General features: G+C 64.4%; 11 protein-coding genes. 3 read left to right on the top strand and 8 right to left on the bottom strand.

What is annotated here, in order from left to right; all coding sequences use genetic code 11:
* Positions 1 to 112: 112 nt before the first annotated feature.
* Both DV707_RS09350 and DV707_RS09355 read right to left on the bottom strand, forming a co-directional pair.
* Positions 113 to 1801 carry an acyl-CoA synthetase gene (locus DV707_RS09350; RefSeq protein ID WP_103992286.1) on the bottom strand — a complete coding sequence of 563 codons (1689 nt, stop codon included), beginning with the start codon at positions 1799 to 1801 and terminating at the stop codon, positions 113 to 115.
* Between the two features lie 86 nt (positions 1802 to 1887).
* Complete coding sequence (locus DV707_RS09355; protein WP_103992287.1) at positions 1888 to 2649, bottom strand: IclR family transcriptional regulator; 762 nt, start codon at positions 2647 to 2649, stop codon at positions 1888 to 1890.
* 806 nt (positions 2650 to 3455) lie between these two features.
* On the opposite strand from DV707_RS09355, the gene DV707_RS09360 reads away from it, so the two are divergent.
* Together DV707_RS09360 and rdfA are read left to right on the top strand one after the other, a co-directional pair.
* A complete protein-coding gene (locus DV707_RS09360; protein WP_136361842.1) occupies positions 3456 to 5402 on the top strand; it encodes an archaea-specific SMC-related protein in 1947 nt (648 codons plus the stop codon).
* A 64-nt stretch (positions 5403 to 5466) separates the two neighbouring features.
* Positions 5467 to 6090, top strand: coding sequence for a rod-determining factor RdfA (gene rdfA / locus DV707_RS09365; RefSeq protein WP_103991956.1), 624 nt, complete (start codon positions 5467 to 5469; stop codon positions 6088 to 6090).
* Positions 6091 to 6180: 90 nt separating this feature from the next.
* On the opposite strand, the gene DV707_RS09370 is transcribed toward rdfA, so the two are convergent.
* The 3 genes from DV707_RS09370 to DV707_RS09380 form a co-directional block, all read right to left on the bottom strand.
* Positions 6181 to 6939 (bottom strand): IclR family transcriptional regulator, encoded by a 759-nt coding sequence (locus tag DV707_RS09370; RefSeq protein WP_160113931.1) that lies wholly within the window; start codon positions 6937 to 6939, stop codon positions 6181 to 6183.
* A 635-nt stretch (positions 6940 to 7574) separates the two neighbouring features.
* On the bottom strand, positions 7575 to 8918 hold the full coding sequence (locus DV707_RS09375; RefSeq protein WP_103991954.1) for an aminomethyltransferase family protein: 1344 nt from the start codon (positions 8916 to 8918) through the stop codon (positions 7575 to 7577).
* A 119-nt stretch (positions 8919 to 9037) separates the two neighbouring features.
* Positions 9038 to 10027, bottom strand: a complete 990-nt coding sequence (locus tag DV707_RS09380) for an amidohydrolase family protein (RefSeq protein WP_103991953.1) — start codon at positions 10025 to 10027, stop codon at positions 9038 to 9040.
* A 169-nt stretch (positions 10028 to 10196) separates the two neighbouring features.
* Between DV707_RS09380 and DV707_RS09385 the strand changes: the two genes are divergently transcribed.
* Entirely contained in the window at positions 10197 to 11642 is a 1446-nt protein-coding gene (locus DV707_RS09385) for an aldehyde dehydrogenase family protein (RefSeq protein ID WP_103991952.1), read from the top strand.
* A 37-nt stretch (positions 11643 to 11679) separates the two neighbouring features.
* Here DV707_RS09385 and DV707_RS09390 read toward each other — a convergent pair whose 3' ends face one another.
* The 3 genes from DV707_RS09390 to DV707_RS09400 form a co-directional block, all read right to left on the bottom strand.
* Positions 11680 to 13317: a thiamine pyrophosphate-requiring protein gene (locus tag DV707_RS09390; RefSeq protein WP_235010783.1), complete on the bottom strand. Its 1638-nt coding sequence runs from the start codon at positions 13315 to 13317 to the stop codon at positions 11680 to 11682.
* Positions 13318 to 13571: 254 nt separating this feature from the next.
* Entirely contained in the window at positions 13572 to 14393 is an 822-nt protein-coding gene (locus tag DV707_RS09395) for an ABC transporter permease (protein WP_103991950.1), read from the bottom strand.
* A 6-nt stretch (positions 14394 to 14399) separates the two neighbouring features.
* On the bottom strand, positions 14400 to 15641 hold the full coding sequence (locus DV707_RS09400; RefSeq protein ID WP_136361843.1) for a twin-arginine translocation signal domain-containing protein: 1242 nt from the start codon (positions 15639 to 15641) through the stop codon (positions 14400 to 14402).
* Positions 15642 to 15821 lie beyond the last annotated feature (180 nt).

A 15821-nucleotide genomic window follows, 5' to 3' on the forward strand; every position in this document is an offset into this window, starting at 1 on the left:
TATACTTTTCTACTACGGCACGGCCCAGTCGAGCGCGACGAGGGGGTCGATCACCTACAGTCGACCGCCACACTACGGACCGTGGGCGTCGATCGTTCCGCAGCGACGGCGATCACTCCTCGTCGACTCCCTCGCGACTCCGAAGCGACTGGCGGCGGACCTTCCCCGTCGTCGTCGTCGGAATCTCGTCGGTGAACTCGACCTCTCGGGGGTACTCGTACTTCGCGAGCCGATCCTTGACGTGAGACTGCAGTTCCACGACGAGCCCCTCGCTCGGATCGTACCCGTCCGTGAGAACGACGAACGCCTTCGGGATCTCGCCGCGCGTCTCGTGGGGTATCCCGATCACGCCGACGTGCTGGACCGCCGGGTGCGTCAGGAGCACCTCCTCGATCTCCTTGGGCGCGATCCGGTAACCGGAGCTGATGATGACGTCGTCCGAGCGGGAGTGGAACCTGAAGTAGCCGTCCTCGTCGACCGACACGAGGTCGTCCGAGAGTAACCAGCCCTCCTGGACCGTTTCGGCCGTCTTCTCGGGCAGGTTGTGATACTCGAGGAACAGCATCGGGTCGTCCTCGTATCTGACCGCTAGCTCCCCGATCTCGTGTGGCTCCTCGATCCGCTCTCCCGTCTCGGGGTCGAGAACGGCCACCTCGTGTCCCACCGAGGGGACACCGAAGTACCCGAGGCGGTGATCGAGGCCGACCGCGGGATCGTCGCAGACGAGCCCCCCGATCTCGGTCGTTCCGTACCCCTCGATGAACGCGGCGTTCTCGAAGGTGTCGCCCACCCACTCGATGATGTTCTCGTCGGCGGCTTCGCCGCCGGTCGTCAGCGACTGCAGACTCGTGAGGTCGTATCTCGTCGCCGGGTCGTCGATCTGCATCATCATCCGGACCGCCGTCGGCGGGAGGTTGAGGTGGGTGACGCCGAGTCGGTCGATCAGCTCGAACTCCACCTCGGGGTCGAACTGGTCGCCGGCGTAGCCCACCACCGGCAGCCCGTAGAACAACGCCGGCAGGACCATCCCGGGGAGCGACATGATCCAGGACCACTCGGACACCGTCCGCACGACCTGTTCGTCGTCGGTGCGGTGACACTGGAGGCTGAGGAACTGCGGCAACTCGCCGAGGAGGTGACGGTGGGCGTGGACGACGCCCTTCGGCTGTCCCGTCGTCCCGCTGGTGTAGATGATGAACGCCTCGTCGTCGGCCGCGGTGTCCTCGCTCTCGAACCGCCCCGGCCGCCCGTCGATGGCCTCCGCGAAGGTGACCGCTCCGTCGACGCCGAAGTCGTCGTAGGTGACGACCAGTTCGAGGGAGTCGACCCGGTCGCGGACCGACCCGAGCGCGTCGACGGCGGCCTCGTCGACGAGGAACACGGAGGCATCGCAGTCAGAAAGCCGATATTCGAGGCCGTCGGATCCGAGGAGGACAGTCAGGGGGACGGAGACGGCGCCGAGTTTGAACGCCGCGAGGTGACCGGCGAGCGATTCGACGCACTGGGTTCCGTTTATCGCGATCCGGTCACCGGCGCCGACCCCCTCCGCCGCGAGGTACGCCGCGAACTTGCTCGCCTTCCGATCGACCTCCCGAAACGTGTAGGTCGCGTGGGCGTCGTCGGGTCGGGAGAGAGAGAGCGCGACGCGATCGGGGTCGGTTTCGGCCCACCGTTCACACGCGTACTCGGCGATGTTGAACGTCTCCGGGACCTGCCACTCGAACCACTCGCGGACCTCTTCGAGCGTCTCGAACCCCTTCTGGTGGAAGTAGTAGTTCTCGAGCTCGGCAGTCTCTGTCATCGTGTCCCTAATTGCAACGGTCTATAATAAAAATGCCCTCCTGGTCGCCCTCGCGCGCGTCGGACTGCGAGATGTTCGAACGTCCGCTAGGGCGCGTACTGGTAGTTCACCGAGACGATGTTGGCCGACTTCTGGACCTCGTCGGCGAGCCGCTCGCGGTACTCCTCGTCGCGGAGGCGGTCGGAGGGGCAGACGATCCCGATGGACCCGAGCACCTCCTCGCCGACCCTGATCGGGGCGGCGACCGCACCCATTCCGACGACCTGTTCGTTGCGGTCGATGCCGTACCCACGCTCTCGGATCGTCTCGAGCTCCGATTCGAGCTCCCTCTCGTCGGTGATCGTGTGCTCCGTCCGCGCCTCGAGCCCGTGCTCGTCGATGATCTCCCGAAACCTCTCTTCTCCGAGGTGTGCGAGTATCACCTTCCCACCCGCGTGCGTGTGAATCGGCGTCTTGAGCCCGGGGTAGATCCCGAGTCGGAGCGACTCGGAGCCGAACTCGGTGTGGAGTATGACGAACCGTCCCCGCTCCTCGACGTTGATGCTGACCAGCTCACCCGTCTTGTCCACCAGCCGTTCGAGCTCCGGCTTCGCCACGTGAAAGAGGCGGTTCCGGTACTTCACCTGTCCACCCAACTCCAGCAGCTGGAATCCCAGCCGGTAACTCCCGTTCTCGTTGATCACGTAGCCCATCGAACGCAGGGTTCGCAGGTAGTCGTGGACCGTACTCTTCGGCAGATCGAGGCGTCGAGAGAGCTCTGCGACGCCGACCTCCTTCTGCTCTTTGAGCACGTCCATTATCTCGAAGGCTCGCTGGATCGTTTTTAGTGGCGGCGCGTCGTCGGTCATCTCTACAGGCCAAGTGATTCCGAGGTGACCTAAAGACTACGGTTATCTCGAACAGTCCTTCCCGATATCGCGACGACCTAGAATCGGGTCGGCAACGGCGTGGACGGTCGCCGTTCCACTTTTAAATCGTAGCGCATCCCCGGAGATCGGTTCGTCACGCGTTTCGATCACTACCGAATCGCTCCCCGGTCTCGAACGACGTCGATACGGCCGTCACCGCGCCGTCTCTCTCGAACGCGTTTCCGACCGAAGCGGATCGGTATCACTGCGAGTAAATCGAACGCCCGATCGGTCACGAACGCGGCAGTCACAACGGGCGATCTACCCGAGGCCCGGCGCCGTGGGAGAAACTGTGACGAACCGTACGGTCGAAGCGGTCAGACGACACGCGGAATCGGACGCCGCTACCGTCCTCAGAACTGTTGTCTCCCCATCGCGAACGCCTCGAGGCCCGGAGTAAGACACGTAACGAAAGTACAACTGTTATCCTTTACTCCTCGATCGGGGGAACTTCGATCGCCGATACGAAATCGCTCGTAGTGACTTATCATCAAATAAAATATATCTGTATCGGTGCTGTACGCATTTTGGCTCGAAACGCGACCTGAAGCGGCTTGAAGTCGAAAAATAGATGAAGCGTTTTTTTATCATTCATCGGAACAAACGTGAATCGGCAGCCCACCCGTTCGCGTCGGTGTCTCACTTCCGGTAGTGCGGAGATATCGAACGAATCCCGTGTGAAAAATGATACTCGATACCGAGTTCTCCACACAAAGTATATATACATATGAACGGTTACATCGGGTATGGCGACTTCCGAACAACTGACTGACTCCGCGCATTTCTCTGTCGAGAACGTCGGCGGAATCGACCACACCGAAGTGGACATTCCGCCCGGCGTGACCGTCCTCACGGGGAAAAACGCGACCAACCGGACCTCCTTCCTCCGCTCGATCATGGCCGCGATGGGCAGCGAGCGCGTCTCCCTGAAAGGCGACGCCGAGGACGGCCGCGTCGAACTCACCCTCGACGACACCACCTACGAACGCACGCTCACCCGCGCCGGCGACGGCGTCACCTTCGAGGGCGACGCCTACCTCGACGACCCCGAGGTCGCCGACCTCTTCGCGTTCCTCTTAGAGACCAACGACGCCCGCCAAGCCGCCGCCCGCGGCGAGCAACTCCGCGACGTCATCATGCGCCCCGTCGACGTCGACGCCATTCGCTCCGAGATCCGCCGTCTCGAAGAGGAGAAAGGCGACATCAACGACGAACTCGCCCGCATCGAGTCCGACAAGCGTGAACTCCCGGAACTCGAACAACGACGCACCCAACTCCGCGAGAAGATCGAAGAAAAACGCGCGGAACTCGCAGAACTGGAGGACGAAATCGACGACAGCAGCCGCGACGTCGAGGAGGGCCGCAAAGAGCAAGCGGAACTCGAAGAGAAACTCCAGGAACTCCGCTCGACCCGCTCGGAACTGGAATCCATCCGCCGGAAGATCGAACGCCAACAGGAGAGCATCGCCTCGCTGAAACGCGAGCGCGGCGACCTCGAAGACGACCTCGAGGAGCTGCCCGAGACGCCGATGGGCGACCACCGCGACCTCGAATCGGAGATCGAGCGACTGCGATCCGAACGCCAGGAACTCAACACCGAGATCAACGAACTCCGCAGCCTCATCCAGTACAACGAGGAACGCCTGGAAGCCGAGGACTACGATCTCCTCGAAGACGGCGGTGCGACCGCCGAGGGCGGCGACGGCTCCGTGACCGACCAACTCGTCGCCTCCGACTCCGAAACCGTCGTCTGCTGGACCTGCGGGTCCTCCGTCGAGCGCGAGCAGATCGAATCGACCATCGAGCGGCTGAAGTCGCTCCGCACGGAGAAAGTCGAGGAACTGAACGGCGTCAAGAGCCGCCTCGAAGACCGGAAGCAACAGCAGCGAGAGGCGACGAAGAAACAGCGCAAGCGCTCGGAAATCGAGCAGAAACTCGACGACATCGAGTCGGAACTGGACCGCCGCGACGAGCAGATCGACGCGCTGAAGGAGAATCGCGAATCGCTGACCGACGAGGTCGAAGACCTCGAATCGGAGGTCGAGAGCCTCGAATCGGCGGACTTCGAGGAGATCCTCTCGCTGCACAAGGAGGCCAATCAACTCGAATTCGAGATCGACAGCCTCGAATCCGACCTCGATGAGGTGACAGAGGAGATCGAGTCGATCGAGGCGGACGTCGAGCGGGCGGACGAGCTCCGCGAGGAGCGCTCGGAGCTGGTCGACGAACTCACCGACCAGCGGACGAAGATCGATCAGATCGAGGCCGAAGCCGTCGAGTCGTTCAACGAGCACATGGAGTCGATTCTGGACCTCCTGGGCTATGAGAACATCGAGCGGATCTGGATCGAGCGGATCGAGGGCGCGGGGACGAGCGACGGGCAGACGCGCTTCGAGCTGCACATCGTGCGGACGACCGAGAACGGGGCGGCCTACGAGGACACGATCGACCACCTCTCGGAAAGCGAACGGGAGGTCACGGGACTGATCTTCGCGCTGGCTGGCTACCTCGTCCACGACCTCCACGAGACGGTGCCGTTCATGCTGTTGGACTCCCTGGAGGCGATCGACTCCGACCGGATCGCGGCGCTGGTGGAGTACTTCGCCGATTACGCGGACTTCCTGGTGGTGGCGCTGCTGCCGGAAGACGCCCAGGCGCTCGACGACGAGTTCACTCGCGTTACGTCGATCTAGGGACGTCCGGGTTCGCCGGGGATAGCCCAGTACATTTTTGAGGCTCTTCGGCGAAGGGACGTCAATGCCAGACACGACCGACAATCGGCCGTCGAGCAAGGTGGCGCGGCTGATCGCCGAGTACGGCCTCGACGGACTGGGCGACGAACTGGAGGCCCGCTGGACGGGCGACGGCGTCGAGCGGACGAGCCTCCGAGATCTCGCGGACTACTTCAACGAGCGGCTTCTGGAACAGACGCTCATCGACGCCGGGATGAACGCACTGGAGAGCGACGTCTCGACGATGTACCAGAACCTGACCGACGACGAGGTGAGCACCGGTGTGCGAACCGACACGCGGAGCCGCCTGGAGCAGAACGGAATCGACGTCGACGCGCTCGAGTCCGACTTCGTCAGTTACCAGGCGATCCGCTCGTATCTCACCGAGTATCGCGACGCCGAGTACCGCCGGCTCTCCGACGAGGAGAAGGTCGAAAAGGACCTCCAGAGCATCCAGCGGCTGATGACGCGGACCCTCTCTGTGACCGAAGAGCGGATCGAGAAGCTCCGCGAGACCGAACGCATCGACGCCGACGCGTTCGAGGTGCTGCTGGACGTGCAGGTGCTCTGTCAGGAGTGCGGCGAACAGTACTCCGTCTCGGAGTTCCTCGAGAACCGCGGTTGCGCCTGTCAGAAGGAAGAACAGTGAGACGCGCGACACGCGTACGATCGTAGCGTCCCCGGCTGCCGATCCGGTCGATGGTCCGTACGGTCGAGCGCGTGGCGACGAACGCTGCGGTCACGCCTGACTGAGTTTCAGCTCCAGTTCGTTGGCGGCCCCGCGGATCTGATCGACGATGCCGTCGGCGAGCTGCTGATCGGTCATCCGGTTCGCCGGCCCCACGATGCTTATCGCCCCGACGACGTCGCCGCCGACGATGATCGCTTTTCCGATGGCGCGTGCTCCCTCGACGGCTTCCTGATCGTTGACCGCGTACCCGCGCTCCCGCGTGGCCTCCAGCTCGGCGAAGAGTGCCTCACGGGAGTCGATGGTGTGGGGCGTCCGCTGTTCGAGGCCGTGTCTGTCGACGATCTCTTCGACCCGCTCTTCGGGGAGGTACGCCAGGATGCTCTTGCCCGACGCCAACTGGTGGAGATACGAGCGCGTTCCGATCCGAGCGTGCGTCTGGACCGCGTGCTCTCCGAGCGCGTAGTCGAGGTACACCGCGCGGCCGTGCTCCTCGGTGACGAGCCACGTCGCCTCGCCGGTCTCGTTCGCCAGTTGAGTGATCGTCTGTTTGCCGATCTCGGCGATGGCGTGGCGGTCCCGGGACGCGATGCCGTGATCGAGGAGCCGAAGCCCCAGATCGTACTTTCCCTCCGTCTTCACCAGGTATTCGAGGTCGTACAGCGAGGAGAGATAGTCGTGGGCGGTACTCGTCGGCACGTCGAGCGTCTCCGTGATCTCGGTCGCACCGAGCGGCCCCTCTTCCTGAAGCAATTCGATAATCTCGGAGACCCGCTGGATCGACTGTAACTTAACCGCATCGTCTGTCATTGTCATTCAGTACGTAAGGAGGGCGTATAAACTTAGCTTTGTGGTCTCTCGCCCGTTGCCCGCCGGTCGATACTGTCGGACCGCCCCGGAGGCCGATCGCCTCCCCTCGGTGTAGCCAGTCTCGCATTCGTCGACGGATATCCGGCGGGTCCGCATCAGTCCTGGGGACAGTGGCGACGGCGGCGTTACCGGGTTCGATGGCGAGATCGGGGAATCCGAAGCGGGCCCCTCGATCCGGCCATCTCGAATGGCTCGATGTCGCAACCACGCCGGGGGCCGGGCGGAAAACGCTATTTCTAACGCGCGTACTCTTGTTATTTCTATCCCGAAGAGGGGTAACCATCATAATAATTAATTTTATATCATCCGACAATATCGGATTTTTGAGGCCTCACACCGATAGCGGGGCAGGTGGATCGGTCACCCCGGGACAGAACCGATCGGCTTCCGCACGGGAGACGAAGGCCCAAAAGTCAGTGTCGGGGTCGGCACGTGGCCGCGTTCGTACTCACGGAGTCGTGCTACAGACGGTCCAAAAGCGGGTGGTCAACGGCCGAAACGGCGTCATACAACACAGTCGACGACGGGAGCGGTCGATACGACGAGAACGAGGACGTCGACGTTCCGGTTCGGGGTTACTCGCCTTTCCGCTGGTCGGGCGAGTACGGCACCTCACCGACCGTCGCGCGGATCTCGGTCTGTTCGTGCCGTTCGACTTTCGGGTTCGGCGAGTCCTCCTCGCCCCACACCAGCGTGACTTCGGTCCCGGGCTCGCTGTGTTCGACGTCGATGCTACACAGCGAGATGATCGTCCCCGCGTCGTACTCGTAGGAGCGCGAGTGGGAGAGACCGATCAGTTCCCCGCCTCTCAGCACCTCGTCGTAGTTCGCTCGTCCCCAGGCGATCCGCGGGAGGTCCATGAACTTGTTCGTCTCGCCATCACGGAACAGCGACGCGTAGACGTCGACGACGTCCTCGGTGTCCCAGGCCAGAGAAACGAGCGTCCGATCGGGGTCCTCGACTTTCTCCGCGAGCGCCTCGCGACCGACGTAGTCGTGATCGAAGCTGATGAGTTTCTCGTAGCCGAGTTCGATCGGGTCCATGTAGTACTCGGAGATGTCGTCGGAAACGAAGCTCCCGTCGATGGAGTAGGTCGCCTCTCGGCTGTCGGCGTCGAGCCACTCGCGGTAGTCGCGCATCTCCTCGACGTCGTAGATCGGCGGAACGCCCGGGGGAACCCACCCGAGCTTCACCGAGAGCGTGTGGTACGCCTTCGATCCGAGCCGTTTGAGTCCGTACTCCTGTCCGGCCTCGACGATCGCCTCCTGGACCTGGTCGGCGTGCTCGTAGGGACCGATGAACTCGAAGCCGAACTCCGTCGACATCCCGTGCCCGACCGCGAGGGTGTCGACGCCGGCGAGGTCGATCTCCTCGAAGTGGTAGAACGGAATCGAGTCGAGGTCGGCGTCGGTGACCTGCTCTAGGACCTCGCGGGCGTTCGGGCCCTGGACCTGGAACACGAACTTCTCGGGGTCGCCCTCGTGTGCGGAGGTTCTCGGCTCCGTCTCCACGGTCGCGTCGTAGTCGCCGGTCTCCAGGTTGTACCGAACCCAGTTCGCCGACAGCATTCCGGCGCTGTAGTACTCCTCGTCGCCGACCCGCAGCATCGGTCCGTCGCCGATGATGTGGCCGTTGGGGTTACACATCACGAGCTGCTTCGCGCGTCCGACCTCGAAGCTCTCGAAGCTGTTGACGCTGAGATCGCGAAGCAGATCGCGGGCGTCGGGGCCGGTAACGCGCAGCGAAGTCATATGGTGCGAGAGGTTGGCGAGCGAGACGGTCTCTGTGACGGCGCGCTGTTCGTCGAGCCAGTTCGTCTGCTCGTTCGGCACGACCGGGAAGTTGTCCGTGTAGTCGCTGCCCTTGCGACGCAGTACTTCCACGGGGTTACCAGACGCCTGAATCTCTTCGGGGTCCATACGTTGAGGGGCTTCCCCCACACACTTAAATATATCTTACATAGATCGTTTGCAAAACGCAGGTGAATTATCGGAAAATAATACGAGAAATCCCCCCTTCGGGTCGGGTCCCGCCGTCGTTACAGATCCAGCAGCCGCTTGATGTTGCCCGAGAAGATCTTCTCTCTGTCCGCCGCCGGGATGTCGAGCTCCTCGATCAGCGGGATGATCTCTGTGGCCCAGTACTGTCCCTTGTCGGGACCGAACGGGTAGTCGGCGCTGTAGACGACGTTGTCCGCGCCGAAGAACTCCAGTCCGCACTCCAGGGGGTACGATTCGCCCTGGCTACTGACGGCGGTGTCGCCGTAGATCCGATCGAAGTACGCGTCGAGCGGTTCCGAGAGGTCGGCGATGGCGGGGTTTTGGTACAGTTCCGGCTCCTCGGTCCGCGTCTGATACCACGAGCGGATCCGGCCGATCTGGTAGGGGAACGACCCGCCGAGGTGATGAGAGATGATCTCCAGGTTCTCGTGGCGGTCGAGAACGCCCGAGAAGATGAGTCGGGCCAGAGCGATGTTCGTGTCGAACGGCCACGCCAGCATCTTGTAGATCCAGGTATGGGACTGGTCGTAGTCGTGCCAGTCGGCGAGTTGGGGGTGGATCCAGATCGGGATGTCGAGGTCGTCGACGGTCGCGTAGAACTCCTCGAAGTCGTCGTCGTCGAGCATCCGCCCGTCGATGTTCGAGAAGATCTGCACGCCGGACATTCCGAGGTCCTCGACGCACCGACGGACCTCGTCGACGTACTCGTCGGTGAGAAACGGCACCGTCGCCGTCGGGATGAACCGATCGGGGTGCTCGTCGGCGATCCGTCGGATCTCGTTGTTCGCGACGCGGGTCGCCTCCAGGGCGTCGTCGGGGTCGATGCCCTGCCAGAGCATCGGCGCGGCGAGGTTGATCACCTGCCGATCGATCCCGTTTTTGTCCAGATACTCGATCCGTCCCTCAACGTCGAACATCCGCGGCGCGTTGCGGAGGCTGTCCAGTTCGGAGGTCGGGTGGACCTTCTCCAGTTCGTCGAGCGCCTCGCTCGACATAATGTGCGAGGTCGCGTCTATGATCTCGGGCATCGTTGGCTGCTTGGTGTGATATTACTTAAATCATTGTGTAACTCGGGTGAGCGAGCGCACGAGCGCTACTATGGCGATACCGTCTCAGAGCGCGATTCTCCCGGAGTCTGGGATTGACGACCCCGATCCGGTCGCAAAGCCTAATACCGTTACCCGGATACGTGATAGTATGTCTCAGGAGCGCGTCGAGCACCGCGGGATGTTCGTCAACGGGGAGTATCACAAAAATGAGAGCACGTTCTCGGTCGAGGACCCCTCGACCGGGGGACAAATCGCGTCGGTGACCGACGCCGGCGAATCCGGAGTCGACGCCGCGCTCGATTCCGCAGAGCGCGCACAGGCCGAGTGGGCGGCGATGGACCCCGTCGAACGCGGCCGCGTGCTGCGCGACGTCGCCCGCGCGCTGGAGGCCCACGTCGAGGAACTGGCCGAGATCTCGACGCGGGAGATCGGGCGTCCGATCGGCCAATCGAGGGGGCTGGTGGCCAACGCGGTCGATTACGTCGACTACTACGCGGGGATGACAGACAAGATCGAGGGGCAGACCTTCCCGCTGAAACAGTCGAATCAGGCGTTCAGCCGGAAGGAGCCGATCGGGATCAGCGCGCAGATCGTGCCGTGGAACGCGCCGGTGCTGCTCTGTTTCCGCGGCGTCGCCCCCGCGCTCGCCGCCGGCAACGCCGTCGTCGTCAAACCCTCGCCCTTCGCGCCCGGCGTCATCCTGAAACTCGCCGAGATCGCGAGCGAGGCAGGTCTCCCGGACGGGCTGTTCAACGTGGTTCCCGGACTGGTCGAGACGAGCAAGTCGCTGACCACCGACCCGCGGGTCGACCAGATCACGTTCACCGGCTCGGTGTCGACCGGCCAGATCGTCGGGAAGACGGCGATCGACCAGGTCGTCCCGACGGTCCTGGAACTCGGCGGCAAGAGCCCCGCCGTCGTGTTCGACGACGCCGACCTCGACGACGCGCTCGACGGGGCGATGAAGGCGATCACGCTCGTCAACGGCCAGGTCTGTTTCGCGACGACGAGGATCTTCGTCCACGAGGACGTCTACGACGAGTTCAAAGAGCGGTACGTCGACGCCGTCGAGTCGATCACGCTCGGTCCGGGCTCGGAGGACCCCGATCTGGGGCCGGTGATCTCCGCCGACGCGGTCGAAGAGATCGACGGCTACGTACAGAGCGCGGTCGACGAGGGGGCGACCGTGCTCACGGGCGGCCGGCCGGCGGACCGCGAGGGGAACTTCTACGAACCGACGGTCGTCGTGGGCGTCGACGACGACGCCGCGATCTCCTGTGAGGAGGTGTTCGGGCCGGTCATCAACCTCTACTCCTTCTCCGAGGAGGAGGAAGTCATCCGCCGGGCGAACGACACGGAGTACGGCCTCTACGCGACCGTCTGGACGAACACGCTGGATCGCGCCCACCGCGTGGCCAACGGGATCGAGGCGGGCAGCGTGATGGTCAACCAGTACGCCGGCTCCCGGCCGCAGACGCCGTTCGGCGGCTACAAGAAGAGCGGTCTCGGCCGCGAGAAGGGGATGCAGGCCGTCGATCACTACACGCAGTTGAAGACGATCAACGTCGACATCGGCTCCGTCGGCGACGAGTGAGGCGCGGCGTTCGTCTCCGCCGCAGTTTCTCCCCGTCCTACGGACGCTCGACCTTCACGTCGAGCACCGCGGGCGTCCCGCCGTCGACGGCCTCGACGGCGTCCGCCAGCGCCCCCGGCAGTTCGTCGGGATCGTCGACGACGCGCGTGTGGGCGTCGACCAGCGTCGCCGGAGCCGAGAGGTCCATCGTCGTCTCGATGCGGCTCTCCGGAACGGCGTCCGCGGCGGCCGCCCCGTCCGGGTACTGCGCCGTCGTCGCGCCCTCGACGGCGTTCCAGCCCTGGTTGTCGTAGACGACGGTGAGCGTCGGCGCGTCGTACTCCGCCGCGAGCAACGCGCACGCGGAGGGGTTCGCGAACAGGTACGAACCGTCGCCGACCAACGAGATCACGCGGCTGTCGGGGCTGGCGAGTTTCGCGCCCACGCCCGCTCCGCCCGCCCAGCCGAGCCCCGCGCCGCCCTTCCAGAAGTAGCTCCCCGGTTCCGCGAGTTGGATCTGCGACATGATCGCGGGACGGCTGGTGACGGCGTCCTCGACGACGATCGTCCCCTCGTCGACGATCGAGTCGATCGCGTCCGAGAGCACCGTCGGGGTGAGCCGATCCGCTTCGACGTCGGCCGACAGTCGGTCTGCCGCGTCCGCACGGCGTTCGGCGGCGACCCTCCGCCAGAAGGACCGGCCGCCCTCGTCCGTGGAACCGAGACGGTCGGCGACGGCCGAGAGCGTCGCCGCGGCGTCGGCCTGGATCGACTCGTCGACCGCGAACGGCCACCGCGGGAACGCGGGCTTCGTCGGGTCGGGATCGATCTGCACGACTGCGGCGTCGGTCGCGACGGCGTCCCCGTCGGGGATCCAGGGCACGTCGGTGTCGGCGAGAATCACGAGGTCGGCGTGCTCCAGCGCCACCGCCGGGTCGTAGCCGACGTGCTGCTCGTGGTCTCGCGGGAAACAGAGCGTCGTCGGCGTCTGCTCGACGACGCCCGCACCGGTCGCCTCGGCGAACCGCACGAGTGCGTCGACGCGCTCTTCGGCCGGCGCTCGGCCGATGTCGCTCGTGATCACGGCCGGTCGCTCCGCGTCCCGGACGAGTTCGAGGAGCCGTTCGGTCTCGTCGCCGTCGGCACCGCCGGGGCCGACTCGACGGCGCGCGGCGGTCGTCGGCGTCGGGTCGACGGTCTCGCTGAGCGCCTCCCGCGTCGCCGTGACGTAGACGGGTCCCGCGGGTTCCGACGCCGCGCGTTCGAGCCCCCGCCGGACCGTCTCGGCCGGATCGGCGGGCGGTCGGTACTGATCGGTCCAGCGGCAGTACTCCCGGACGATGCCGGGCTGGTCGAAGACGTCCTGGAAGTAGTGGACGGGGTGGTCGCGCGACCCGGAGTGTCCGGCGTCGGTCACGGGGGCGAGTCCGGCGAGGACGTACACCGGCGCACCGGCCCGGTGGGCGTTGTGCATCGCCGCGCCGAGGTTCTGCGTCCCGACGTCGACGTGGACCAGGACGACCTGTGGATCCCCCGTCACGGCGGCGTGGCCGTGCGCGGCGCTCATCGCGGCGAACTCGTGGGGACAGGAGACGATGTCGGGGATCTCGTCTCCCTCTCCCGCCCGTCTGACCGCGGCGGCCGCCTCCAGGAGCGGGGTGTGGTCGGTTCCGAGGTTCGCGAATATCTTTGTCACCCCCTGGCGGTGAAACGAGCGGAGGAATCTCTCTGCGGCGGTGCGGTCGGCGTTCGTGGAGTCTGGTTCGGATGGTGACACGGGCGTGGTCTCTCCTACGTGAGACACTCACTGCCGATCCGGATATAACTATGCCGACGGACGCTCGCGAATACGAGCGAAACGACGTCGGTGACGGACGAGGCCGTCGGAAGGTCGAGAATCGGAGTCGCCGTCGAGGTGCCCGGAAGGGAGGGGTGCCGTGACAGACCGGTTCAGCGGGGCCCGGTGCCCATCGAGGACTTGACGTCCTCGCGCCAGGAGAAGAGGTACGTTTCGGCCTTGCTGAAGACGCCGTACTCGATGATCATCATCACGATCACGAACAGGACGACGTACTGGAGCACGCCGACCATCGAGAATCGACTCATGTTGTCTCGGATGAGGAAGCCGATCCCGATGTTCGAGATGACGACCTCCGCGAGGATGGTCACCTTCCACGCGACCGAGAAGGTGAACCGAATGCTCGAGAACACCTCGGGGAGGATCGACGAGAACAGGACCCGTCTGTACACCCGCGTTCGCGACACGCCGAACGCGCTCGACATATTGAGCAGGTCCGAGTCGACGTTCTCGACGCCGCTCTGAATCATGTCCACGACGAACGGAGCCGTGATGACCGCCGTCGCGAGCATCGGCGTCGTGTCGCTGATCCCGAACGCCATCGCGGTGAAGATGACGACGAACAGTCCCGGAACGGCCATCCCGACCAGGACGTAGTAGCGGAGCACCCGCCCCCAGAAACTGCTCACACCGAGGACGATGCCGCCGACGACGCCCACGACGAGCGCGGCGACGAACCCGTATATGATCCGCTGCATCGACGCGACGAAGTGCATCACCCACTCGCCGGTCTGGAGCATCTCGTACATCGACGCGCCCACCAGAAGCGGGGAGGCGATGAGGTCGGTGATGCCGAAGACGCGGGCGCTCAGTTCCCAGACGAGGACGAGCAGGAGGATCGACTCGACGAAGACGACTCTCCGGTTGCCGAGGAGGACGCCTTCCACCGTCCCGCGTAGCTGTGAGGTGCTCATCGGGCCTCAGACCATCTCTTCGAGGTCGGACACCGTCATAAACGTGAGGTGGTCCTGCCACCCCGAGGGAACCTGTCCCAGGTCCTCCATCACGTTCATCACGCTCCGGGCGTCCTCGACGGACTGCTCGTCGAGACCGACTTCGGAGTACAGCGCCGAGCGCGAGAGGCTCTCGATCTGCTCTACCTCGTTGCCGGAGAACAGATCCATCAGGAACCGCGCTTCTTCCTGGCTCTCGGCTTCGAGCGTCTCCTGTCCCGCCGGATCCTCAGCGATCTCCGGGATGTTGTCCTGAACGTAGTTGAGGCCCTCACTCCACATGTTGATCATATTCAGGAGCACCTCGGGGTTCTCCTCGGCGAAGTCGAGTCGGGTCGAGAGGCTGACGAGCGGCGGTCGGCCCCACCCCTCCTCGAGGTAGTCGTTCCAGATCCACAGCAGCGGTTTGAGTTCGCCGTTGACGATCTCGGTGAGCCCCGCCGAGGAGGCCGAGTGAACGGCCGTCGCGAGGTCGCCGCGCAGTGTGAGTTGCGGCATCGTTCCCCGGTCGGTCGTCTGGACGTTGAAATCGCCGCCGTCCTGCGCCAGGTTGTAGCCGTACTTCTCCTGGATGATGTTCTGGAGGTGCGGCACCGCGCCGGCGGCCCAGCCGGGGATCCCGAAGCGCGCGCCCTCGTCGACGATCTTGTCGAGCGACGCCTGTACGCTTCCGGTCTCGGCGGGGTCGTAGGGGCCGCCGACCTCGACCCACGGAGTCGAGACGACACCCTCGATGTTCCCGAACGTGACGAGTTGCTGGTCCTGTTCGACGCCCAGACGGGCGTCTTCGACCCAACTGACGGTCCCCATATCGATCTGACCGGAAGCGAAGAGCGTCGCGTCCTCGAAGGTGAGTTCGTAGTCGAGCTGGTAGCCGTCCTCCTCGAAGCGCGGCTGGATGAGGTCGTTCTCGGCGAGGTAATACTCCATCACGATGTTCACCGGCATCCCGACCGGCGGGGTCGCGAACGACACCGTCGTCAGGTCACCGCTTCCACCGGAGTCGCCACCGCTGTCGCCGCCGGAGTCGCCGCCACCGTCGCCGTCCGAATCGCCGCCTCCATCGCCGGAGTCGCCGCCGTCTCCGCCGCCCCCGCCGCTCGTACAGCCGGCGAGGGTCGCAGCGACCGCACTTGCGCCGGTCGCCTTGATGAACTTCCGCCTGTTTATACGACTGACTGACTGAATTGGCCGCTCTTCCCGTGGCATACGGTATCAAATCAGCATCGATCATTAAAAACCCATCGGTCACGAACCCCCGGACGACGCCGAGTGCACCGGACGGCGTGTATTCCGAGCGCGATTCCTCCGCGTGACGCACGCCGCGGCATCAGTGCCACGTCTGCGGGTGCGAGTGGGGGCCGTGAAACGACAACTCGACGACACCGT

The organism is Halobellus limi, from assembly GCF_004799685.1.
Classification (GTDB): domain Archaea; phylum Halobacteriota; class Halobacteria; order Halobacteriales; family Haloferacaceae; genus Haloquadratum; species Haloquadratum limi.

Bases quoted from the DNA above. Each gene is read 5' to 3' on its own strand.
- DV707_RS09350 (WP_103992286.1), bottom strand. From the start codon at position 1,801: ATGACAGAGACTGCCGAGCTCGAGAACTACTACTTCCACCAGAAGGGG.
- DV707_RS09355 (WP_103992287.1), bottom strand. From the start codon at position 2,649: ATGACCGACGACGCGCCGCCACTAAAAACGATCCAGCGAGCCTTCGAG.
- DV707_RS09360 (WP_136361842.1), top strand. From the start codon at position 3,456: ATGGCGACTTCCGAACAACTGACTGACTCCGCGCATTTCTCTGTCGAG.
- rdfA (WP_103991956.1), top strand. From the start codon at position 5,467: ATGCCAGACACGACCGACAATCGGCCGTCGAGCAAGGTGGCGCGGCTG.
- DV707_RS09370 (WP_160113931.1), bottom strand. From the start codon at position 6,939: ATGACAGACGATGCGGTTAAGTTACAGTCGATCCAGCGGGTCTCCGAG.
- DV707_RS09375 (WP_103991954.1), bottom strand. From the start codon at position 8,918: ATGGACCCCGAAGAGATTCAGGCGTCTGGTAACCCCGTGGAAGTACTG.
- DV707_RS09380 (WP_103991953.1), bottom strand. From the start codon at position 10,027: ATGCCCGAGATCATAGACGCGACCTCGCACATTATGTCGAGCGAGGCG.
- DV707_RS09385 (WP_103991952.1), top strand. From the start codon at position 10,197: ATGTCTCAGGAGCGCGTCGAGCACCGCGGGATGTTCGTCAACGGGGAG.
- DV707_RS09395 (WP_103991950.1), bottom strand. From the start codon at position 14,393: ATGAGCACCTCACAGCTACGCGGGACGGTGGAAGGCGTCCTCCTCGGC.
- DV707_RS09400 (WP_136361843.1), bottom strand. From the start codon at position 15,641: ATGCCACGGGAAGAGCGGCCAATTCAGTCAGTCAGTCGTATAAACAGG.